Below are 24,161 nucleotides of genomic sequence, written 5' to 3' on the forward strand. Positions count from 1 at the left end.
GTTGGATTAGGATTTAAAGGACCTTTATCCAGGTAAGTTGAGAAATTACCCAATCCTGGTAAAGAGGAATCAAAAGACTTTTCAGAATTATCAAACATAATGCACTCCTAAATCATTTATGAAAATGTCAATTCGTATAGGGTAGGGAATGCTGACCGACAATGCTTATCCTCAGCACACCTCAACTATTCGGTATTGTTTCCACAAAAATCAGATATCAATCTCTTTAAATCAATAAAATGAGAATATTGACACTAATTAAACCCATATCAGGGTAGATTTTGTCGGAATTTTTAAGATTCAAATACTTGACAAGATATTTGTAGAACAATTAACTGTCACGAAATCAATATAAAATGATTTACACTCATATCACCACAGTATAAAAAGTTTATTTTTTAGTTATTTTATACTAAAATATACATTAACTACGCAGAAATGGCATGAACGCCTTGATTTACCGTAGGCACAATTCATCAGTTACTCCTACTTAACAGGTAAATCTTAATATTTTGTAACCTATTAGCAAATAAAAGGCTAAAATCAATCTTCTCGGTCATTTATCGTCCCAAATAACTTTATGTATTTTGTGACTTAGTTATTTAAATACACATCTGTTTAATTTAATGAAAGCATATCTTAGTTAGATTAGATCTTATTCTATTTATCAGGACTAAGGAAACTACTCTAAAAACTTCTACCTTAAAAGGCAAAATATCTGGTTTATATTAACACAAAATAATATAAGATGCAAAAGGTTATAGATAAACTAAAGTGTTTATAAAATTTGTTTGTTTATCTACATTTCTAAATAAACAACGGGTAACTTTAAGCAACAAATAAGCAATAAATTAGAGCATCTTTGTATATTAATTTTTATAAAATTAAGTCAGAAAAGAAAGTGTTACATGAGAACAATGCAATCAACATCTTTAGCTGCATACTGAAAATACAATTACCAATATTTGAGATTTTCTTTGTCAAGCACCCCCGCTATGAATTTTGTCCACAGGATAAAAGCTAACCTGTCCAAAATCAAAATCTGGAATTGATAAGCTGTACTGCATTTAATTTGTATAATTATAGCGGGCAGGATGCCCGCACCACAATATCTAGCCATATTAGGATTGTACAATTTAGCTGCGTAACAACTTAGCCTGCGTTGAAACTTACCAAACTCATACCAAATTAGGATTTTAGATTTGGTATCACACTTATGCACGGGAGAGGTCATGATATTTAACAATTTTCAGCGAAAACTGCGCCAAGAAGCCCAACTTTGGCGAGACGAAGGAATTATTAGTTCTTCCCAGCATGAACAAATAGCCAAGCGTTATCAACTTAATAACCTAGAAGAATCTACCCGTGATGGTTTTAGCATCATTGCTATTACCGTAGGGGGCTTACTTTTAGGCTTGGGTTTAATGACACTTGTGGGCGCAAATTGGCAGGGTTGGTCACGAGAAGTCAAGTTTATTTTGTTAATGAGTTTGTTTCTCTCCACTGCTATTACTGGTTTTTTGACATGGAGAGAACCTACACTCACCACAAATCAAAGTAAAAAATCTCAACAAAGTAAACGGATATTGGGAGAAGCATTGTTAATTCTCAGTGCTTTCATTTTAGGGGCAACCTTAATGTCAATGGGGCAAATATTCAATATTAGTAGTTCAGCTTCTGAGTTATTTTTAGCTTGGGGTTTTGGGGTATTAGTTATGGCTTATAGTCTTTCCCTCAATTCTTTGGGAATTATGGCCATTATCCTCATTCAAATTGGTTATTGGATAGGAATTGGTGATCTATGGTCTGTGTCTGGAGAAGTGAATTGGGCGCGGATAGCTGTGCGTCATATGCCTCTATTGTCCTGGTTGCTATTTCTTCCTCTAGCTTATATTTGTCGGTCTCGGTGGATTTTTGGTATAGGAGTTTTGGCATTTATTCTCTCTTTACAATACAATCTCAACCCTTTACCACTGCTGACATTTTCTGATGTTATTCCTTGGACAGCTTCTTTTGCTTTAGCCCTACCTCCTGCTTTACTTTGGAGTTATGATGATCTACTTTTTCCTACTGTTAATTATAGGTTATTTCAACCCCTAGCCCGTAATTTTGGATTGATATGTTTTGGTGTAGTTTTTTATCTTTTGTCTTTCCGTTGGCAATGGCAAGCTGTAAACTTGAGTTATGATCAACCTAATAATTTATCAAATGTATTCCAGTCGTTACCAATTATTGACTTGGGGATTCTTAGTGGTTTAGCTGTATTGCAATGGTTGTTTTTAGTTCGTCACAGAAATAGTCCACTCCGACGAGAAGTGTTTTTTAAAATCGTCATCATTACTACTTTTTTGTCCTTCATTCTCATTACTCCTTTTTGGCATCAAGCTATCACTAGAATTACGGAACTAGGTATTTTTATCTTCAATATTCTCTTGGCAATATTAGCCTGGGGATTAATTCAAGAAGGTTTTAACTTACGCAACAGAACTGCTTTTTGGTGTGGTATGCTATTATTTACTCTGCAAATTATCAGCAGGGTTTTGGAGTATAATACTGATGTCCTTTTCCGGGCTTTAGTATTTGCCTCTTGTGGTTATTCCCTCATTGCTGCCGGACTTTGGTTTGAACGTCATTTTACTACATCTAAAAGTGGTAATAACCAGAAATAGAATAATTTTTCTATTAGCATAAAAGCATATTCATAGATCTCTGCGAATAAATTTCTATCGAAAATTTAGAAGTAATAGGAAAAATATTTTTTCCTATTATCTATTACCAATTACTACATTAATCTCATGAAAAGTGACTCTCCTGAATCAAAAAAAACCTTAACTCCCGAAATGGAATTTTCTGAAAAATTGACTTTTCGGGATTATCTAATTGCTACAGAACAAAAGGCTAATAAACCTTTACCAATTTGGCGATTAATTGCCCCTTTATTGTTTCAAGTCGGTTTAATTTTGGCTGTACCTGTTCAAGCAATGTATACAGATATGGCTGGGAAGACAGTAATTTTGCAAACTGTATCTGCAAATCCTGATAATCTATTTAGGGGTTCTTCATTAAACTTAGATTATGATATCTCCCGTCCCGAAATGTTGCGAAAAGTATCAGGTTGGAGGGAATGGGTGCGGAAAAATTCCCGCAGAAATGGACAAATTATCCAGGGAAGTACCTTGTATCTAATTTTGCAAGAACAACAATCTTTTAATCCTAATCAACTTCAGTTCTGGAAACCTGTACAAGTAACCAGTAGTCGTCCTGGTTCTCTAGTTAATAATCAAGTAGCTTTAAAGGGGAATTATCAAGACGGCTTCATTAATTATGGCTTGGAAAACTATTCCATTTCTGATGAACAGAGACAGCAAATTAATAATGATCTTGCACAAATTCAGGAAACTAGAGATAGTAGCGAAGAACCAATATTAGTTCGGGTAAAAGTAGATCCTCAAGGTAACGCTGTTCCACTGGGTTTATTCATCAGAAATCGCAATTATCCTTTTCAGTAAGTAAATAGGCTGCATTGAAAATCCCATTAGCTAAAGCTAATGGGATTTTGGAATTTCTAAACTTCTAAACCCCTGCATGAATCAAGTTGGATTCCCATACACAGTGGATTTCGTATAGGTCAGGACTTACGCAACAAACCCTATGTATATGTAGATGTAGATGTAGATGTAGGGTTTGCTCGATGACTATGGGAAAATTTTTCCCAACAGATACCCTTACCCCTTCCCTGTCCTCACAGGTAACTTTTTTAGCAATCCATACATATAAAAATTAAAAATTCCGCTAAAACGTTTTATATTTTAGCGGACTTAACTTAAATAATTATTGAACATTGAAAATGGAGCTTATGGGAGTCGAACCCATGTCCAAATTGGGTATTAACCCTCCACTCGTTCACAGGTTTAGCCTTTCTGACCCTCAAGGCGGGAATCGTTCATTATCCCGAACGTAGGATGCTCTGATTTAATCTTAGCCACCAAACCAACCAGAGAACGTTTGTTGGAGCATCCGTTGGGGGTTAGGTCTTTAATCCTTAACGGAGTCAAATTAAAGACGCTCGAACCTATAAGAGGTGTTTTAGGCAGCTACTAGAGCTTCCCGACGAGCAAATTTTACGATATTGTTCGCATTTACTTTTTTTTCGAGTCTTTGATTTCCGAGAGATGACTCGCTCTCGACCTGAATCACAGAGTAGCTTTCGCCAACCTGTCGAAACCGTTAAAGCCCCATACACTTCACATTTCTATTATAGTATGGAATTTTGTCAGTTGGCAAATAAAATTATTGCTATTTAATTTTTCTGAATTTTTGGCATAATTGGCATCAATTAAATTAAAATTTAGGTGATGGTAACGGTACGCCTAGTAAACTTAAGTTGAGAACATGACCACCTGCAACCAAGTAAACAGGTTCACAAATATTACCTAATTGCCGGACTAACATACCGAGGCGATCGCGGAATTTGCGCCCCACAGGATAAGCTGGAACTACACCCCAACCTGTTTCTTCCGCCACAAATATGACATTAGCTGCAACTAAGGGTAAGGTTTCTAGCAACTCTTTTACAGTATTTTCCCAGATTACATCTTCTATTTCTAGAAAATTAGCTACCCAAGTTCCTAAAGAATCAACTAACAAGCAAGTATGGGGCTGGGATTGAGCTAAAGTAGCCGTAAGTTCCACTGGTACACAGAGAGTCAACCAATCTTGAGGTCGTCGTTGTTGGTGTTTTTCAATCCGTTGTTGCCACTCTTGATCATTTGCATCTTGTATGGCTGTGGCGATATATACAACTGTTTTTCCTGAATTTTCTGCCAAATTTTCCGCCCATTCGCTTTTGCCCGACCGGGCAGCGCCCGTCACCAAAATCAATTTATTCATGACCCATTTCATTATATAATACTTGAAGGGAAAAAATCCACGAGTGAAATAAAGTGTCCCTAGAGGAAAGCCGTCTAAATTTACCAATCTGAGCAGAAATTTATTTTGTCCTCCTGAATTCTTTTTTGATCAAGACCATAAATTTTAGGATATTTTTATGAAACCAGGGTTAAAACGCATCGAGGCAACGCTACATGATTTGAAAACGCGCCATGATGATGTCACTACAGAAACGGGTGATCAAAAAAAACGCTCTTTCTCCTTTCGGATTAGTATTGGACATAATGAATCTACCGATACTTCTACCGCTACAGGGGAAACTCATAATACCAAATTAGATACAGACCTTAATCATGGAAGTCCAGAGGATGTATTTCCTCATCATGATTCTGTACCAGTTTTTCCAGCCCAAGAGACTGGAGAAAAAACACCAACTCTCCCTAAATTTAAAACTCCGTCTTTTAGTAATCATCGTCACGGGGCTAACCCAGCGCTGGCTATGAATATGCTCCAAGCAATTCAAGAAAAAGTTGCTAGTTGGCAAATAGAACTGCAAACAATTGTACAACAAATTCAGGATATTTATTTAGAAGGTCCAATTATTAATGGTTGGTTAGAATCTAATCCCCAACAACCGGAAACAGGTGGAACGGCTACCCTGCGTCATGCTGAATTGGATCAACTCATGGACTATGTAGAGGATATCTGCGCTAATGGTGAGAAAAAATCTTATAAGCCAGTGTATACTGACTATCGCCTCTGTGGAGTAGATACAGCGGGTCAGGTTTGGTCACGTCCTTGTCCAGTGGACCAAGTGCCTAGTGTTAGTATAGCGATCGCTCGTCATAAAAGATTACGTCAACTATTAGTACGTCAACAAGATTTAGAAAATCGCTTGAGTCAATTAGCGGAGACTTTGGTAATGTTACATAGTCATATTCAACAAAGTTGAAAAAATTACAGCATAATTCACGAGTAAAACTGTCTTGGTGTACGTCCTTGAGAGGTGTGTTAGCTGTATTCGTAACGCACCCCATGTATCTTTTTAAGAATCAAGCCGGACTCCTATATGATATGATATATTTTAAATTCAAACCCTCATGTAGACCGAAACTATGACTAACGAAGAAGAAATCTTGTTTGAGGAAGAGGAAGAGCAAGAAATTGAGTCTGAACCGCTGAGTGAGTTAATTCCTGAATTAAAGCAAATTCGAGAAATTGTTGTTTCTGGTAGTGACTGGACAACAGCAACAATACTTGATCAGCTTATTCGCAATAATATCCAATTAACTCCAAGATTTCAAAGACGAGATGCTTGGGATATAACACTCAAAAGTAGATTTATCGAATCACTTATACTTGGGTTTCCAGTACCACAAATAGTATTAGCAGCTACTCAAGAAAAAGGTAAGTTTATTGTTCTTGATGGTAAGCAACGCTTGTTAACAATTCTGCAATTTTATGGCAGGAGTGATAAAAACATACAAAACAATGCCTTTGCTTTAAGAAATCTAGAGTTCAGACGTGATTTAATTGGCAAAACATACGAAGATATAAGAAGTGATTTATTTTTGAGTAGAGATATTGACAATCTTGATAATCAAACTATTCGCACTATGGTTCTGCGGAATATAAAAGACGAAAATTTCCTTTATAAAATTTTTCTACGTTTGAATGTACAAAGTACACCATTATCAGCCCAAGAACTTCGACAGGCATTACATCATGGTTCATTTATCAATTTTTTAGATGATCAATCAATTAAAAGTCAAGCTCTTAAAAAAATATTCAAATCACCACATCCTGATTTTCGGATGAGAGATGTCGAATTATTGTTACGTTATGTAGGATTTCATTATTTCTTATCCAAATATAGTGGAAACCTTAAATCTTTTCTTGACATGACCTGCACAGAACTTAATAAAGATTGGAATAACAAACATAATGATATTGAAAATGTAGTTAACCAATTTGAGGAAGCAGTACAAACAACTATTAATATATTTAGAGACAAGAACTTTTTTCGTATGTGGTTAAGCAATGATCAAAAATATAGAAGACGATTTAATAGAGCAATTTTAGATGTGATGGTATTTTATTTTTCAGATGACATTATCAGACAATCTGCTGAAAAAAATCAAGACAAAGTTAAAGAAGCTTTTGAAAAATTATGTTCATCAAATAACGACTTTAAAGAAGGTGTTGAAGGAACAACCAAAAACATTATTCAAACTTACAATCGTTTTAGATTATGGGGTGAAACTCTACTAGAGGTTTTAGATGTAGAATTTAATTTACCTCAATTCGTTGATAATCGGATTATTTTTAATGGTTTAAGGTAGGTTCTTAATAAGATATGCCAGAATCTGATAAATTTATTACTTTAAGAACCCAGCTAAACAGGTTAAAAAACGAATTTATTCCTGAAATTAGCCCAACGGGTCTATATTCTGAGAGTCAATTATCTAGAACTGCTGCATATAGAGTTTTAGCTCATGCTGAAATTGAATCTTATCTTGAAGAAAGAGCTTGGGAAGTTGTTCAAAATGCTAAAACTCTTTGGACTAAAGGTAAAACAACTCGTAGTTTAATCTGTCTACTTGGGTTTTCTGGTTTAACTATGGATAAACCACCAGATACACTTACACCACAAAAGGGAAGTAAAACAGTTAAAGAAGAAAAAATCAAGATATCAAAAAAAATAGATTTAGCTGTGGAAAGTTTTAAAAGAGTTATTAGTCAAAATCATGGAGTCAAAGAAGATCATATTTTGTCCTTACTTTTACCCATAGGGATAGATAGTGATGATTTAGATCCTGCTTGGCTTGCTACCATGAATACATTTGGAGAAAAACGAGGTCTTGTAGCCCATAAATCAGCTACATCATACATGACTATTCAAACTCCAGATCCGGCAAATGAATTAAATACTGTAACACAAATTACTGATGAACTTTTAAGAATAGATGAATTAATCAATAATTTGATAGAATAAAACTTAGAATATTCTTGTCTAGTAACATCAAACAACATGAACTTAAAAGATATCAAACAAAAACTATTCCCCATTATCAAAATCATCTCCACCGCACTCATCACCAGCGCCATGGGGTTAGAATTATGGAATATGCAAACATCCATAACCAATAATCAACTACCCAGTATCTTAACCCCAGCTTTAATCATTGCCCATATTGCCCTATCTGCTCATTTTATGGAAGCATTAATTGCCGCTTATTATGCCCCAACACGCAATCAGACAACAATTAAATATGCAATTTATACATTTTTTGTAGGTACAGTTGGTCTGTTAGAATTGTGGGAAAATCAGGATACCTAAAATATTATCCCCAGTTTCTCTGCCATCTCCACCGGTTTGAATTATCCTTATACTTGACACTTGACACCAAAATTTAAAATCTACAATGCTAAGAGCCGGAATTGTCGGACTTCCCAACGTCGGAAAATCAACCTTATTTAACGCTGTAGTCGCTAACGCTAAAGCTGAAGCCGCTAATTTCCCATTTTGCACCATTGAACCCAATGTTGGCATGGTCTCAGTCCCCGATGACCGGTTAAACGTTTTAGCAAAAATTGCTACCTCAGTACAAATTGTCCCCGCCCGTGTCGAATTTGTGGACATTGCCGGTTTGGTCAAAGGTGCGAGTCAAGGAGAAGGACTCGGTAATCAATTTTTATCCCACATTCGAGAAGTTGATGCCATAGTTCATGTGGTTCGTTGTTTTGAAAATGATGATATCATTCATGTAGCCGGTTCTGTTGACCCAGCCAGAGATATTGAAATCATTAATTTAGAACTTGGTTTATCAGATTTATCCCAAATTGAAAAACGCATTGATAGAACTCGCAAAGCCGCACGCACTAGTAAAGATGCACAATTTGAAGTGACAATCTTAGAAAAATTAGCCGCTGCTTTAAATGAAGGTAAATCTGTCCGTCAAGTAAGTTTAAATACCGAAGAATCTGAAATTATTAAAGGGTTAGGATTACTTACCAATAAACCAATTATTTACGCTGCTAATGTGTCTGAAGAAGACTTAGCAACGGGTAATGATTTTGTGGAAAAAGTTCGAGAAGTCGCTGCTGGTGAAAATGCTCAAGTTGTGATAGTATCCGCACAAGTAGAAGCGGAATTAGTCGAATTACCAGAAGCCGATAAAGCTGACTTTCTGGAATCTTTAGGTGTGAAAGAAGGTGGTTTAAAATCCTTAATTCGTGCAACTTATACCCTTTTAGGTTTGCGGACTTATTTCACCTGTGGACCAAAAGAAACCCGCGCTTGGACAATTAACGCCGGAATGTCTGCACCCCAAGCAGCAGGAGTCATTCACTCTGATTTTGAACGGGGATTTATTCGAGCAGAAACTGTGGCTTATAATGATTTAGTAACTTATGGTTCGATGAATGCAGCCAAAGAAAAAGGATTAGTTAGAAGTGAAGGAAAAGAGTATATTGTCCAAGAAGGTGATGTGATGTTATTCCGATTTAATGTGTAGCAAGTGAATCAGGTGCGTTAGTCCCAGGATAACGCACTTGAAAGTTATACTAGATGTTTTACAGGAACTCTTACTAGCTTTTCCAATTCATTAGCAACTTCTACCCGATGACATTGATGCCAGTCTTTTTCAGCACATAGTAATAAAACCGTACCTTTACTAGTGATTTCTGCGACTTCTGCTAATGATTTATTAGCCTCTTTTTGATCTGGTGGAATCCAATTTGCATTTCCAGATGTATTACCCAAATAGATTTTAGAAATGTAGTTAATACCTTTAGATCTACAAAGTTTTTCAATTTGATTACCGTACCATTTACGACTCCACGCACGAGGAGTAAATCTGACATCAATAACATAAGATACCTCAAATTGATCAAGGTATTCTATGAAGGTTTGATAGTCTTGACGATTACCATAGCCGAATGTCAGAATGTACTGATTTTTAGGATTTTCGCAATTATACATAATATTGATTTCTTAGAAAAGACTCAGTTGCTCAGAATTAACTTTTGGGGGATAAAATATCCCAATAATCATAAATGTATTTTTATGGTTTTTTAAATTCCCCACAATAAAGTATAAATCCTTTTTTGTCAAAAATTCATCAACCAACTTTTGTTCAACTTTATCTAGAGCTTCTTTCTCCCTTGATTCTAAACTAGATGCTTGAGACTTATCCCGACAATTTCTATATAATTGCATTATCTCCCAGTCATTTATAGAGTATCTATGACGTTTACCATCTTGAGCAAGAAAATCATAACAAAATTGGTAGGGTATTTTTTCTAGTTCTACTGAAGATTCAAATAAATCAAGTTGGTCTTGAACAGCCTGCTGTCTATCACTCCATTTACGTTCAGTATTCTTATAGAAATACTTGTTAATTGTGCGAGGTTTAATAATTCCTAATGATTGACTTTGAATTTTAATTTCACTTATAGAATGAGACTGTAATGGAAAAATAAATGACTTCCTCTCAGCCCAATGATCATCAGTGCCAATTTTTCTGATAATCTTTAGGGATTGATCATTAATCCGAAAACTTTCTTTTCTATAATCTTTTGAATTTTTCTCTATCTCCGCACTAATGATAGACCATCGGGGATAGCGTTGCTCGGTATCTAAATAGCGAAATCGTATAGGATAAATGCGAATCCACTGTACTGGGTTTTCATTATCATCTAACAAGACTCCTGCTGTACAAACTGTTTCTTTGTATTTTCTGCTAATTGATGGGTAGGTTTTAGTAACAATTAAAATTTTTCGTCTTTCCATTTCTAGTCCGCTTAATTCTTGACAACTTATCAACTGTTTTACAGATTGCAGAGGTGCTTTATATTATTCATAAAGCACCAAGTTTTCATTCTACAAAATTAAGACGCGCTTGTTGATTTAATTTCAGCTTTTCTGCTAACAATTCCCATTTGTCCCCCTCAATTATATGAATAAATTCGTCCAAATTTTCCCGGTATTGATATAGTGAATTTAATAATGCTTGGCGGTTATATTGCGCCATCATGACCCCTAATTCTGGATTTCCACCCCCCACCCTACTCGTATCCCGAAACCCTGAACTAGCAAAATTTTGGGCTAATTTGGCGATTTCTGGATCTGTTTCATTTAAACAAGCTGCTATCAAGGATGCACTTACTATTACGGGTAAATGGGAAATCCAACTTACAGCCTGATCATGTTGTTCTGGTTGACAATGGTAGATAACCGAACCAAGCGATCGCACAATTTCCTCTATAATCCTAACAATATGACTAGCTGTAGTCTCTATGGGTGTTAATACATAAGGACGATTGACAAATAAATTCCGCTGTGCTGATTCTATACCTGAATCTGTCTTTCCCGCCATAGGATGACCACCAATAAAATTCTCCCACAAAGGGGAAATTGCCTTTACTATAGGTGTTTTTACTGAACCAACATCAGTTATAATAGTAGTTTGAGGTAAATAACCAATTAACTCTTTAATTTGGGGAACTATTAATCCTATAGGGGTGCAAATAAATACAACTTCGGCTGATGCTAATAAGCTTAAATGCAAAGAAGCTTGATCCACGCTACCGATTTCAACAGCCCTGACACAAGTTGATTCACGACGACTCACACCTAAAACATGGTGTCCTTGAGAACGTAAATCGAAACCCAAACAACCACCTATCAATCCTAAACCTAAAATACCAATTTTCATTGTCACCTGTAAATATGTAAATATGTATAATTTAATTTATACTTTCGATACTTGACTCCAATTCCCAAAGTTAACAATATTTAAACAACATTCATTAATGATAATGATCATATATCTATTCCATCAGAATATCTTATGCTTAATGTGAATGCGACTGTGGATTATAGCACAGAATTTTCATATATTGGTTATTTGGTAGAAAAGAAATAATTTTGAACTTTCACAAAATCTACTAATCTACTCAAATTAGCAGGAGACAAAGAATGCGTGATACATTTAATCGGATGATAGGTAAAACTAGATATGTTGTCTGTCGTTTATTTTTGCATTTAGGAGGATCTGACGTAGCACCGATATTAGGCGTTTTGAATCGGGCTGCTAGGGAAGCAATTGACGCTGATGGTGATATAGAAGTTTTAGGAGAAGAATTGGCGCAACTTTGCCAAACCTTGCTTCAATATGATGAATATTGGTTATCTGCTGCTAATGAAGGTGATATATTTTGGAACGAAGGGGACGCAGGAGATTACGCCAATGAACTATTCACAGACTCAGCCCAAAGATATGGCGCTAATCTTGATTTTAGTTCTACTTCCTCAAACCAGCCCTTATCACTTCCCGCAACCCGTAACGTCATTGTTATGATTATAGTCGCTACAGAGGGAGAAATTCCAGAGTTAGAAACAGACTTGACTAACATTCCCGCCTTAAAAGAAGCTTTAAAGGCTTTAATTAATTTACACTACAAACATAAACTCCGCGCTATCCAGGTGCATTTTTCACCCGCTCAGTTAGGAGATGATCTTTCTAGTGATCAGCTATTGGAATATTACCCCGAATTGATCCCATTGTAAATTATTTCAGGACTTAGGGAAAAGATCAGGAAAGTAGGGATAATTCATCACTCTACAAAAGAATAATTCGTCAGTCGCATCTTACCTAAGTCTTATATTTGTTAACCTGTAATTAGTATCCGCACAAAACATGAATACCGTGATTATGACTATGCTGCGTAAATTTACAGTTGTTTGTTTAGCCCTAACTTTATGCTTAACAACTGTAGCCTGTGGAGGAGAAAACCAAACTAATTCCGCAAAACCGGATATTAGCCAAACTGCTACCCCCACCAAGTTAAATGATGGACAGTATCAAGTACAACAAGGCACATACAACGATGCTAATGGTGAGTATACTCTGTTTTTACTCAACAACAACCCCCCAAGCTTTGCTACAGAAAAGCTACAAATGGCCAGACTAACTGACGAAGAAATCAAAGCTGGTAAGAAAACTTACTTAAAAGTAGAAAATGGTCAGCCAGCTTTATACCTGACAGAAGACTTTAAACTTGAGTACGTCCATAATGTCACAGAGACAAAAACCAATCCCCAAACCGGACAAAAGGAAACCGTCATTGTTCGTCAAGAATCTAACTTTTGGACACCTTTTGCTGCGTCTTTAGCTGGTAACGTCGCTGGTCAAGCTATTGGTAGTATGTTGTTTAGACCTCAATACTATGTTCCCCCCGTTTATCAGCCCGGTGGGGTCATGACCGGTTATGGTGGTTATGGTTCTAGTTATGATTCAGCAGTTGCTAATTATCGTTCTCGCTACAATGAACCACCCGCAGCAGTAAGAAATCGTACTACTTTCCGCACCACAGGAAACATCAGAAACTCCTCTTCAGGACGCGCTACAACCAATAATAACCCAACCGGAAGAGCCTCCGGTTCCGGTTTTGGTGGTAGTAACCTCAGACCTTCTGGTAATTCTAGCTCTACCCAACGCAATTCTGGTAGTAGTTTTGGTAGTGGAGGTCGTTCTTCTAGTCGTCGTTCTTCCGGTTTTGGTAGCAGAAGAAGATAGGAAATTAAAGTAGGTTGGGTTGAGGAACGAAACCCAACATGATCAATAGTTGACGACAGCCCAATATCAATCTTTTACTAACCTAAAAGTTGGGTGACGCTGTTGCTCAACCCAACCTACAATATTTGTGATAAATTTTTGTATAGATGTTGCATGAAACGTCTCTACTTTCAATTTTATTCATAAATAATAATGAAAATTATTAAATTCAAACCAGGATTTAAATGGTTAATGATCTCAGCAAGTTTAACAGTTGTTACCTTTGCTGGTTGGTTAATTTTTGGGTTACTTATGAACACCAAAACTCAAAGTATTCCCGTTCGCATGGTGACAGTTACTCAAGATAAGGTAGAAGACAAAATTACTGGGGAAAGTGGGATTTTAAAATTAGATAATCAAAGAAGTATTAAATCTCCAATAACCGGAACAGTTGAAAAAGTCTTAGTTAAAATTGGAGACAAAGTTAAAAAAGGTCAAACTTTAATTCGGATACGAGATACAGAAACACAAATTAAATTACAAGAATTTGCATCAGATCTACAAGACAAAAATTTACAAATTATTGATAAAAAATCATCTTTAGAAAGAGCAAAGAAGAAGTTATTAGAAACTCAGCAAGAATATAAAAATCTAGAAAATACATATCAATCTGATATTGACAAGAAAAAACAAGAGAAATTATGGGAAGTTGCAAAGCGCAAGTTAGAAGTTACTAAAAAACAGCAGGGTTTAACTACTAAAGAAAATGATTTAAAGGAAGCAAAAGTTAAATTGGAAGAAAATAAACAACTTTTGGCTAAAGGTTTCATTTCCGAAACTGAATTAAAAGAACAAGAAAAGAAAGTTACTCAATCTGAAATCGAATTAACCAATGCTAAAGATGAATTATATTTAAGTAATTTAGATTTGGATAAACAAAACTTAGATTTGCAAAATTTTATCCAGGATGTCAAAAATAACAAATCTGAACCACAGCAAAAATTGAAAGAAACTCAATCTAAAATTGAACAAGCACAGCAAGAAGTCAACCAAACTAAATTAGCATTAAATCAAGTTATTAGAGAATTAGATAAACTGAAAATACAACGTCAGAAAATTGCTGAAGAATTACGAAAAACAGTAATTACCTCTCCTATAAATGGTGTTATTCTCAATTCACAAGTTAAAGTAGGTGATATTATCGAAGCCAAAGGAGATATTTTACTTATTGGTGATCCTAATCAACAAATTGTTGAATTAAAGTTATCTCCTTTAGACGCAACTAAGGTTAAAATCAGACAACAAGCTGAAATTAGTATTGTTGGTTTTGAGTCACAAAAATTAACTGGTAAAGTTCAACAAATAGCTTTATTAGCTGGAGATAATCAAAATAATAATCAAGGTACAGATAATGTCAAAATCACAACTATTGTTCGTTTAGATCAAGTTAATACAAATATTGTTCCAGGAACTCCGGTTACAGTCGCTTTAATTATTTCTCAACGTGATCATGTGACAGTTGTTCCCAGTGAAGTTATTCAACAAAATGAATCAGAAAATTTTGTTTGGATCAAAGATCAAAAAAGTAAGGCTTTTAAAAGAATTGTTAAAACTGGTTTACAAGGATTAGATAATATTGAAGTTAAATCAGGTTTAAAACCAGGAGATGAAGTATTAATTCCCTCCCTAGAAACTCCCTTAAACGAGGGAGATAATGTTTTTGTAAAAATGTAGTTATGTGATCATAATGATTAAAAATAACTAAATAAACTAATTTTTTTGAAAATATTTGAAAATATTTACTCTCATGAACATCAATGATTTATTATCTTTAACATTTAACTCTTTACGCAGTAATCCCTCGCGCTCATTTCTGAGCAGTTTGGGTGTATTTATGGGTGTATTTGCTGTCAGTGGAACATTACAAGTTAGCGATATCGGGAAAATATATTTAAAAACACAATTACAAAACATGGAATCTCCTCAAATTTATATTCAGTCTCCTTATAATTCATTAACATCTCAACCAAAAAAATATCAAAATGAAGATTTAGTTTGGTTAAAAACAAAGTTATCTGGTTGGAAATATATTGCTCCTTTACAAAATGGTGGTAGTGATACTATTTTACTGGGAAATCAAAAAATCGATGTGGAAAGTCAAGCAGTAACACCAGATTTTTTAGCGATTTCAGGAAGAAAATTAATTGCTGGTAAGTTTTTTACTATTAATGATTTACAGCAAAATCGCTCAGTTGTTATCATTGATCAATTACTCGCGCAAAAACTATTTAAAGGTAAAAATCCTTTGAAAAAAATGATTTATTTCCAAAATAAGTCTTATTATATTCAAGGTGTTATTCAAAGTAAAACAAGTAATTCCTGGAGCGATAATCAAGGATTGATATTAATTCCTTTATCGGTTTATCAATCTCTAAAATCTAGTCCCTTTTTTGAGAAAATCACCATTACTCCCCAGAATCCAGAAAATATAGAACAACTCCAAAATCAAGCAATTAGCATTTTAAGAAGAAGATTTTCTAATATAGATATTCTTGCTTCTAGTAATGTTGATCAAATAAAAAGTTTAGAAAAATTATTAAATAATGTAACTATTATTTTATTACTTATCGGAAGTATCTCTTTATTTGTTGGAGGTGTAGGAATTGCTAATATTACTATAGCATCAGTTTTAGAACGGACTTCAGAAATTGGTTTAAGACGCGCTGTTGGTGCTACTCAAAAGGATATTTTAATTCAGTTTTTGCTAGAAGCAACTTTTATTAGTATAACAGGAGGAATAATCGCAATAGCTACTGTACAAGGAATTACTATGATAACTCTAATTTTATTTAATTTACCATATCAATTCAGTTATCAAACTCCCTTAGTTTCTCTCGGTTCTGCGATTATGGTAGGTATTATTTCTAGCTTCTTACCTGCTTTGAGAGCTAGTAAATTAGATCCTGTTGAGGCTTTACGTTCTCAATAAGTAAGGTTATAATAATGTTAATATTGAGTTTTTTTCTGTCAACCCAACCTACCTAATCTACCTAATTTTTTATTTTTACTATGAATCGTTTTTTATTACCAATATCATCTTTATCTCTACTATTAATTTTTCTATTTCCCGGTTTAGGAAAATCTCAAACTATCCCCAATCAAACAAATTTACAAAAATCTAATTTTGATAGACAATTAATATTAAATAACTCTAGTCATGAGTTATTTTTAAGATTAGATGATGCTGTTTATTTAGCTTTACAAAATAATCGAGATTTAAAAATAGCTGATCTTCAACGTATTTTAGATCAAAAACAATTAGCTGAAACTGAATCTCAATTCAGTCCTACTTTTAACCCACAACTATCGTTGAATTTTAATAATAATCAAGCTGGTAATAATACCAATAATGATATAACTACGGCTTTAGGTGCTAATTTTAATTTAAAAATTCCTACCGGTGGTAATTTAAGTTTAACATGGCAAGGACAAAATCTTTTATCTCGTACTAGCTCGTTAGATACTTCTTCAGATACAAATACTCTAAGTCAAAGTGTCAACCTTAATTTTAGTCAACCTTTATTAAAGGATTTTGGTAGAGAATTAAATACTCTGAGTATTAAAAGAGCAAGCTTGACAGAAAATGCAAATATTTTAAATCTGAAAAATACTATTTCTCAAACAATCACAAATACTATATTGAGCTATAGAAATCTATTGTTAGCTCAGGAAAGATTGAAAATTGAACAATTGTCTTTTACTAATGCTAAAAAAGATTTAGAAAGATTACAAGCATTATTTGAATTTGGGAGAATTCCTAAAAATGATCTGGTTGAGCGTCAAGCTGATATTGCTCAACAAGAAGTAAATTTACTGAATACACAATCAAGTTTAGAACAAGCAATTTCTGAATTAACTAAAACTATAGATTTACCCATAACAAAAAAACTAATTGCTATTGAAACTCCTGAACCTCCAAAAAGTTTAAATCTACCAGCTTTTACAGAAATGCTAGAATTAGCTAAAGCTAATAATACTGGTTATCTTGCTGCTGTTAATGCTGTGGAAAATGCTAAATTTGGGATCACAGAAGCTAAAAACCAACAACAATTAGATTTAAAATTAAATGTGAGTTATGGTTTTAATAGTGCTTCTAATACTCAAGATACAAATAATTTAAGTTCTTCTTTAATATTAAATCGTGAATTTGGTAATCTCAGTCAAAATAATATTTTAGTTAAAAGTGAGATTAGCTTACAAAACGCTAATTATACTTTAGCAAAAACTCAGGATAATTTGAATGAGGAATTGAAAAATAAAATCCGTAATGTTAAAGATACTTTTAAACAAGTTGAATTAGCGCAACAAGCACGAAAATTAGCAGAAGCGAAGATTATTAATGCTAAAGAAAGAATGAGGTTAAGCAGTAATATTTCAATGACTGATATTATTAATTTTGAAAAAAGTTTAGTTGATGCTCAAAATCAAGAACTTAATGCTATTATTAACCATTTGAATAGCATTACTCAACTAGAACAGTTTTTAGGAATTACTTTGGGTAAATGGGTCAAATAATGATATGTACAGCACTTCCCGACGTTATGAGGCACAAGAACCCCACCCCCAACCCCCTCCAATATCAAAAGTTTATCCTTTTCTTCCCTCCGCTGCGGGGGGTTGAGGGGGTGCGAGGAGGGGGCAAATGAAGTACCTCATAAGAGCGGAAACCCCTGTATAACCCACCATTTTAAATAATTTACATAATCATAAAATCCCCGTCTTCATCCTGTACATCCTTATTGTAATTTTTGTGATAATGGAATTATGGAATCATAGTAAATTTCCCGTTCTTAACCTCTACAAGTACAGACTGTCCTTGACGCTCTCTTTCTTTGGTAAACTGGAGTGGATAACCTGAGGTTTGATTATTGTTAAGCTCAACCTTTTTTAATCTTTCTAATACGTTATTTCGGGTATTATCTTGAGTATTATCTTTTGATAAAGCTTGAATAAAAGCCTGGGTCGCATCAAAACTAGTTGCAGTCCGCCAACTAATACCTCCGCCCCATTTTTTTCCAGATTTTTCAGCAAAAGCCCTTGCTTGTGAAGTTTCTCTAAACCAAGGAACGGATAAAATCATTCCCTCTACAGCCTTTCCACCTTTGACTAAGGTATCATTGCTATAAAGAGTGTGTCCACCTAATAAACTTAAAGGTGAATTATCATCTTTGTTCGCTTTAGCAATCTCAATTGTAGTATTAGTGTGTTCTGTATCTGGAAATAAGATAGCAGCTTCCGCTTGAAATTCATTGATACTGATACTAACTTCTTCTCTTGGATCAAATTCTTTGTCACTTAAATCAATTGTATGAACTACCTTACCTTCCATTTTTTTAAATTCATCTGTAAATGCCTCTGTGATACTCTTGCTATAGGGGCTGTTAGGATTATTAAAAATCACGACTTTTTTAAACCCTAGACTATTAGTATATTGAGCTAATTTTTTTCCAGCAATTTCATCAGAATCAACTACTCTAAAGAAAACTGAGCTTTTTAAAAAATTACTAGTAGCAGTAGAGGAAATAATCGCTAAACCAGCTTTTTCATATTCTGGTATTACAGCTTTAGTAACATCGCTAGAATTATGTCCAATTACTCCTAATATAGAATTATCTTTGACTATTTCCTGGACTACTTGTTTTGCTTCCTCTGGGTTATTACTATCATTAGCAATGACAACTTTTAATAATAAACCGTTTGAGCCTTGATTATTGAGATTATTTTTAATTTGATTATTATTAAATTGGTCTTGTGCTTGAGCTACACCACGTAATATTTCTTGAGCATTATCATTATTAGTTTTGCTGTCTATAGGTACAACCAGTGCTAAACTCACGGAAGAACTATTTTGACTAGCGCGAGCGTTGTTGTAGTAAATTAATACTTCTGGGTCGCCAGGATTTGCTTTGACAGCTTGTTGAAATAAATTAACTGCTTCTTGATAATTACCATTTTTAAAAGCTTCAATACCCTGGTCACGAAAGCGATTATTAATATTAGAAAATAATGTTTTATCACCTCGACTAATTGTATTATTATCCGGTGCATAATCTGGTGTGGGAGAAGAAGAAATTTTTAATTCCCTTTTTGAATCTGGTAGAGAGAGATTAGTATAACTAGCAACCAAAATACTAGCCGCAATTGTCATGGTAGTTGCAACTGCTGTTAAAATCATTAATGGGCGTTTTGTAGAAATATTAGTATGACTATTGCTAGGATTTGTTATAATGTTGCTTATGTGATTATTATCAACTATTTCTGGTAATTGAATAATCTCTTTCTGGTTAGGAATTTTTTTTTCCTCAAATTCACGGAATTGACCGATTTGATCTTGCAGAGGATAACGTTTTATAATCCAGCGACGCACCAATTCTACTTTGATTTTCTCTCCGGTTGCATCTAAAAAACCATTGTCTACCAGTTGTTTTCGGGCTTGATTAATCAGTTGATTTTTTGCGTCAATTCCCTGAATTTCTAGTAATTTTAAGTAGTTTTGTCCAGTTTCTTGAGCTTGTGCAATTGCGGAAAAAACGACTTGTTCGGGAATAGAAAAAACAGCCCAAAACCAGGATAAACCAGCTTCACCGATTTCAATTGCTGTATCTACAATTTTTTCTACGTCTGCACTAGTAATTTTAAAACTATTCTGTTCTCGCGCTCTACTGAAAATAGCAAAGCATATTATTTGTGTACAATATGGATGTCCTGCGGATAGATTGAAAATCGCTTTGATAGCTTCTTCTTCATATTCAAGTACACCTTGGGCTGGTTTCGTAATTAATTCCTTCGTACTATCTTTATCTAATAACCCAATTTCTATCTTAGGCACATCTTCAAATATTTTCAGGATATTAAGTGTACTTGCTAAATGTTCTCCTATGGATATAACTATAAATAATTTATTATTTCTTTTAGTGATATCAGATAATCTGCGGAAAATCTTTTTTGTTAATTCTATGGCCGATGATTCTAAATCTTGACTAATTAAAGCATCAAATTCATCCAACAGTAAAACTAAATTTTTGTTTTCCAATTGTTGATAAACTTGCGGTAAGAATTGACGTTCAAAGATATTAATTTCTAATTCTAATTCTGTGGTTGTGGGTGGTGATATGCTAGTTTCTAGCTCTAAATTATCTACGATTGCTTGAGCTAGTGCTGCTAAAATACTACTCCAGGGCTGCTGACTGTAAAATGATAAATCAAAGGTAACAAAAACAAACGCATTCACTTCCGCCAATTCCGCCAATTGCTGGGGAATACTAAGGATGATAGATGATTTACCAATACGTCTTTGTCCGTATAACAATAGTAATTGTTGAGACTGTTGAAGATTCTCTTGAACAAGCTTAAATATACTTTCTCGGCCAAACAGGGACTCTCGGTAGCCAATGGGACGACCGATAATGTATGGGTTTCTGTGAAGGTTGGAAGTAGTAATCATGCTCTAATCATACATCCAATCTCCCATTGTAACTCATTCAATTGGAACAAATTTACCATCTTTAACTTCAACAAGAATAGATTGCCCTTCGCGTTCTCTTTCTTCTGTAAACTTGAGTTGATAGCCTGATGTTTCATTGCTGTCAAGCTTGATACTTGGTAATTTTTCTAACAAATTAGTTCGTGTGGCATTGTTAGATAGAGCTTTGATAAATGCCTGGGTAGCATCAAAGCTAGTTGCAGTACGCCAACTAATACCTCCGCCCCATTTTTTTTCAGATTTTTGAGCAAAATCCTTTGCTTGTGGAGTTTCTCTAAACCAGGGTATAGCAACAATTAAACCCTCTACATTATTACCACCCTTGTCTAAGGTTTCGTTCCCATAAAGACTGCCTCCACCTAACATTTTTAACTCTTTTACTCGTCCGCTTTGGGGATCATCCTTGAGTCTGGCATTTCTACGGGTAATTTCTGTAGCAATCTTGATGGCAGTATCAGTGCTTTGTGTATCTGGAAACAATATAGCTGCTTGTGCAAATTTATCTCTACTATAGACAGTGGCGGAAATTTCGCCCCTCGCATCAAAATTGATATCAGTTAAATCAATTAGGGGTTTACGAACCACCTCACCGCCTAATTTTTCAAAGCGATTAGTAAATACTTCTCTGATACTATTGCTATAAGGGCTGTTAGGATTAGCAAAAATGACTGCTCTTTTTAATTTCAAATTATTGAAAGTGTATTCTGCTAGTTTGGTTCCCGTGACTTGATCAGAATAAACTGCTCTAAAAAAAACAGAACTTTTGAGTAAAATACTAGCCGCAGTGGGAGAAATAATTGCTAAACTAGCTTTTTCATATTCTGGTAATGCTTCTTGTGTAGCATCACTAGAATTATGTCCAATTACACCTAATATGGAATTATCTTTAACTAATTGTTGTGCTACTTGTTGCGCTGATTTGGTGTTATCATCGTTAGCAATGACAATTTCAAGAAACCTATTATTTAAACCTTTATTATCGTTAAATTGGTTTTGGGCTTGTGCTACACCACGTAAGATTTCTTGAGCGTCATTTGGGTTAGTACCTATGGGTACAACGACAGCCAATATAAAGGGAGAACCCTGTTGACGAGCGCGGGCATTATTATAGTAAATTACTACTTCTGGATCATTTTGATTTGCTTTTATGGCCTGTTGAAATAACTTAGCCGCTTCTTGATAATTACCATTTTTGAAAGCTGCAATACCTTGGTCACGAGAGGGATTATTATTATTAGGAAATAAGGTTCTTTCACCTCGGCTAATTTTGCTATTATCTACCACACAAAAAACACCTAATTCTTTCTTTTCACCTGGTGGACAGGTTCTAGAAAGCTGCTGATAAATACCAAAACCGAAAACAGATACAACCGTAGTTAAAGCAACAAATGTAACAGGTCTTTTCATGATTTGTCTGAATGGGTTCGGTTTTACTGTAGTTTGATTTGCTATGATTTGTGGTTGTGAGCTTAGGTTTTCTACACCTTTTAACTTAGATTCAAAAGCTCCAATTGCTGCCAATTTATGCTGAGATAATTGTCTATTGGGATCAATTTGTAAAACTCGTTCATACTGTTTTCTGGCGCGAGCAAAGTCTTCATTAATGGTCAGGTTATGTGCGTATTGTTCTAATGTTTCTATAAAACCGTTTTTGCTCTCTTCTGGAGCAATTTTATAGGCTTGTGCATACAGTTCTAAAGCTTTATCTAAATTGTTTGCTTGGGAATATTCTGTAACTAGATCAAATACAGGCTGTAAGACCCTTTCCTGTTGATCATTAATAGAGTAAAATTTGTAAGCCCGACTGTAAAGTTCAAAAGCTTGGTCGAATTTTTCTACCTTTAAATATTCTTTCGCCAGAGAGGTTACAGTTTGAAAATTATTAGGATTAATTCCTAATGCTTCTTCATAAAGTTGTAATGCTATTTGCGGTTGATTTTGTGCTACCGAACAGAGATACTCAACGTCTTGCTGATTAACTTCTGCTAATTTACTAATCTCATCTTTTAGCTGATGTTTCTGCAATAACCAACGCCGGACTAACTCAATTTTGACTCTTTTTGACTCATGTAAAAAACCATAGTCAGCCATTTCTTTGGCTACCTGAGTTAAGGAATCTGTTAATATGCCATACTCTTCTAGTAGTAGTTTGGGGTTATAGGAAACTCGGTCGTCTTGCTCTTCTCTATGTTGAGCTTCTGCTGCTGCTGAAAAAACAACTTGTGCTTGAGGATATAAACCATCCCAAAACCAAGCTAAACCAGCTTCTCCTGTTTGAATTGCTTTATCTATGATAGTTTTAACATCTTCTGCATTTATTGTCCATATCCATATCTGACGTTCCCGCGCTAAATTGAAAAGCTGATAGCAAATTACTTGAGTGAAATAAGGATGACCTGCTGATAAACTGAATATCTCTTCTATTGCATTTTGCTGATAGGTAACAACTCCTCGAACAGGTCTGGTAATCAGCATTACAGCACTATCTTTGTCCAGAAAACTGATTTCCTTATAGGGTGATTCTCTCAGCAAAGAAAGTAGATTTGGTAGTTCTTTAAGATGTCGTCCCACTACGGGAATAATAAATAATCGTTCTGGCCATTTTGAAAACCATTTATTGATTAATCTGAAAAATTCTACATTACCTTCGTTATTTGCTTCACTTAAAACATCGAACTCATCTAACAATAAAACCAGCTTTCTTTCACCTAATATATTGTATATTTGAGTTAAAAAATTCTCATGGAAAATTGTAGGATCATCTTCTATATCTTCTGCTGTAGGAATAGTAATAGGAATAGTCGTAAGACTATTTTCTATTTCTTCTCCAATTCTCTGTGCTAGATAATGTAGAATTTGATTGATGGGAGTATGATCACTATTGACAAAAACCTGGATATCAAAATCAATAAAAATAAATTGATCCTCACTATAACTTATCTTTTGAGGAATTTGTTTGAGTACAGAAGATTTACCAATCCGTCTTTGACCATATAAGAGAATTAGTGGAGTATTTTGTTCTAAAGTATCTTTAATAAACTCAAATAAACTTTGTCTACCAAAAAATTGGTCTGGTTCATCAATAACAGAACCTATATTGTAAGGATTAATCATATTATTTGTACTCCTCATCTATTATACACTTGGCTTTAAATAAAAATGGAATA

At 34.6% G+C, this 24,161-nt stretch carries 18 protein-coding genes and 1 other RNA gene; 12 read left to right on the forward strand and 7 right to left on the reverse strand.

Features of this window, described 5'->3' with window-relative positions:
* The first annotated feature begins 1,232 nt into the window (after positions 1 to 1,232).
* Positions 1,233 to 2,669 carry a DUF2157 domain-containing protein gene (locus H6G25_RS11110; RefSeq protein ID WP_190392533.1) on the forward strand — a complete coding sequence of 479 codons (1,437 nt, stop codon included), beginning with the start codon at positions 1,233 to 1,235 and terminating at the stop codon, positions 2,667 to 2,669.
* Positions 2,670 to 2,795: 126 nt separating this feature from the next.
* Entirely contained in the window at positions 2,796 to 3,509 is a 714-nt protein-coding gene (locus tag H6G25_RS11115) for a GDYXXLXY domain-containing protein (protein WP_190392534.1), read from the forward strand.
* 336 nt (positions 3,510 to 3,845) lie between these two features.
* Here the strand turns inward: H6G25_RS11115 and ssrA are convergent.
* Positions 3,846 to 4,237: a transfer-messenger RNA gene (ssrA, locus tag H6G25_RS11120) on the reverse strand.
* A 104-nt stretch (positions 4,238 to 4,341) separates the two neighbouring features.
* Positions 4,342 to 4,890: a bifunctional adenosylcobinamide kinase/adenosylcobinamide-phosphate guanylyltransferase gene (cobU, locus tag H6G25_RS11125; RefSeq protein WP_190392535.1), complete on the reverse strand. Its 549-nt coding sequence runs from the start codon at positions 4,888 to 4,890 to the stop codon at positions 4,342 to 4,344.
* 157 nt (positions 4,891 to 5,047) lie between these two features.
* Between cobU and H6G25_RS11130 the strand changes: the two genes are divergently transcribed.
* The 5 genes from H6G25_RS11130 to ychF all read left to right on the forward strand — a co-directional run bounded on the left by H6G25_RS11130 (position 5,048) and on the right by ychF (position 9,407).
* Positions 5,048 to 5,842, forward strand: coding sequence for a hypothetical protein (locus H6G25_RS11130; RefSeq protein WP_190392536.1), 795 nt, complete (start codon positions 5,048 to 5,050; stop codon positions 5,840 to 5,842).
* A 163-nt stretch (positions 5,843 to 6,005) separates the two neighbouring features.
* Positions 6,006 to 7,232, forward strand: coding sequence for a DUF262 domain-containing protein (locus H6G25_RS11135; RefSeq protein ID WP_190392537.1), 1,227 nt, complete (start codon positions 6,006 to 6,008; stop codon positions 7,230 to 7,232).
* 14 nt (positions 7,233 to 7,246) lie between these two features.
* Positions 7,247 to 7,885 (forward strand): HEPN domain-containing protein, encoded by a 639-nt coding sequence (locus H6G25_RS11140; RefSeq protein ID WP_190392538.1) that lies wholly within the window; start codon positions 7,247 to 7,249, stop codon positions 7,883 to 7,885.
* A gap of 36 nt (positions 7,886 to 7,921) precedes the next feature.
* The gene (locus H6G25_RS11145; RefSeq protein ID WP_190392539.1) at positions 7,922 to 8,230 is read left to right on the forward strand and encodes a hypothetical protein; all 309 of its coding nucleotides are present in this window, start codon (positions 7,922 to 7,924) and stop codon (positions 8,228 to 8,230) included.
* An 85-nt stretch (positions 8,231 to 8,315) separates the two neighbouring features.
* Positions 8,316 to 9,407, forward strand: coding sequence for a redox-regulated ATPase YchF (ychF, locus tag H6G25_RS11150; RefSeq protein ID WP_190392540.1), 1,092 nt, complete (start codon positions 8,316 to 8,318; stop codon positions 9,405 to 9,407).
* A 44-nt stretch (positions 9,408 to 9,451) separates the two neighbouring features.
* Here the strand turns inward: ychF and H6G25_RS11155 are convergent, their stop codons facing one another.
* From H6G25_RS11155 to H6G25_RS11165, 3 genes are all read right to left on the reverse strand, one after another.
* A complete protein-coding gene (locus tag H6G25_RS11155; protein ID WP_190392541.1) occupies positions 9,452 to 9,874 on the reverse strand; it encodes a DUF488 domain-containing protein in 423 nt (140 codons plus the stop codon).
* Between the two features lie 12 nt (positions 9,875 to 9,886).
* Positions 9,887 to 10,684 (reverse strand): hypothetical protein, encoded by a 798-nt coding sequence (locus H6G25_RS11160; RefSeq protein ID WP_190392542.1) that lies wholly within the window; start codon positions 10,682 to 10,684, stop codon positions 9,887 to 9,889.
* A gap of 85 nt (positions 10,685 to 10,769) precedes the next feature.
* Positions 10,770 to 11,609, reverse strand: coding sequence for a prephenate/arogenate dehydrogenase (locus tag H6G25_RS11165; RefSeq protein ID WP_190392543.1), 840 nt, complete (start codon positions 11,607 to 11,609; stop codon positions 10,770 to 10,772).
* A 263-nt stretch (positions 11,610 to 11,872) separates the two neighbouring features.
* Here H6G25_RS11165 and H6G25_RS11170 point away from each other — a divergent pair, with 263 nt between their 5' ends.
* From H6G25_RS11170 to H6G25_RS11190, 5 genes are all read left to right on the forward strand, one after another.
* On the forward strand, positions 11,873 to 12,463 hold the full coding sequence (locus H6G25_RS11170; RefSeq protein ID WP_190392544.1) for a DUF1517 domain-containing protein: 591 nt from the start codon (positions 11,873 to 11,875) through the stop codon (positions 12,461 to 12,463).
* A 139-nt stretch (positions 12,464 to 12,602) separates the two neighbouring features.
* Complete coding sequence (locus H6G25_RS11175; RefSeq protein WP_190392613.1) at positions 12,603 to 13,472, forward strand: hypothetical protein; 870 nt, start codon at positions 12,603 to 12,605, stop codon at positions 13,470 to 13,472.
* A gap of 192 nt (positions 13,473 to 13,664) precedes the next feature.
* Entirely contained in the window at positions 13,665 to 15,185 is a 1,521-nt protein-coding gene (locus H6G25_RS11180; protein ID WP_190392545.1) for an HlyD family efflux transporter periplasmic adaptor subunit, read from the forward strand.
* Between the two features lie 73 nt (positions 15,186 to 15,258).
* The gene (locus H6G25_RS11185; RefSeq protein WP_190392546.1) at positions 15,259 to 16,440 is read left to right on the forward strand and encodes an ABC transporter permease; all 1,182 of its coding nucleotides are present in this window, start codon (positions 15,259 to 15,261) and stop codon (positions 16,438 to 16,440) included.
* Positions 16,441 to 16,520: 80 nt separating this feature from the next.
* Positions 16,521 to 18,026 (forward strand): TolC family protein, encoded by a 1,506-nt coding sequence (locus tag H6G25_RS11190; protein WP_199319733.1) that lies wholly within the window; start codon positions 16,521 to 16,523, stop codon positions 18,024 to 18,026.
* Positions 18,027 to 18,273: 247 nt separating this feature from the next.
* Here the strand turns inward: H6G25_RS11190 and H6G25_RS11195 are convergent, their stop codons facing one another.
* Together H6G25_RS11195 and H6G25_RS11200 are read right to left on the reverse strand one after the other, a co-directional pair.
* Positions 18,274 to 20,955 carry an ABC transporter substrate-binding protein gene (locus H6G25_RS11195; protein ID WP_190392547.1) on the reverse strand — a complete coding sequence of 894 codons (2,682 nt, stop codon included), beginning with the start codon at positions 20,953 to 20,955 and terminating at the stop codon, positions 18,274 to 18,276.
* 33 nt (positions 20,956 to 20,988) lie between these two features.
* Positions 20,989 to 24,108, reverse strand: coding sequence for an ABC transporter substrate-binding protein (locus H6G25_RS11200; protein WP_190392548.1), 3,120 nt, complete (start codon positions 24,106 to 24,108; stop codon positions 20,989 to 20,991).
* Positions 24,109 to 24,161 lie beyond the last annotated feature (53 nt).

The organism is Dolichospermum sp. FACHB-1091 (assembly GCF_014697585.1).
GTDB lineage: Bacteria > Cyanobacteriota > Cyanobacteriia > Cyanobacteriales > Nostocaceae > Dolichospermum.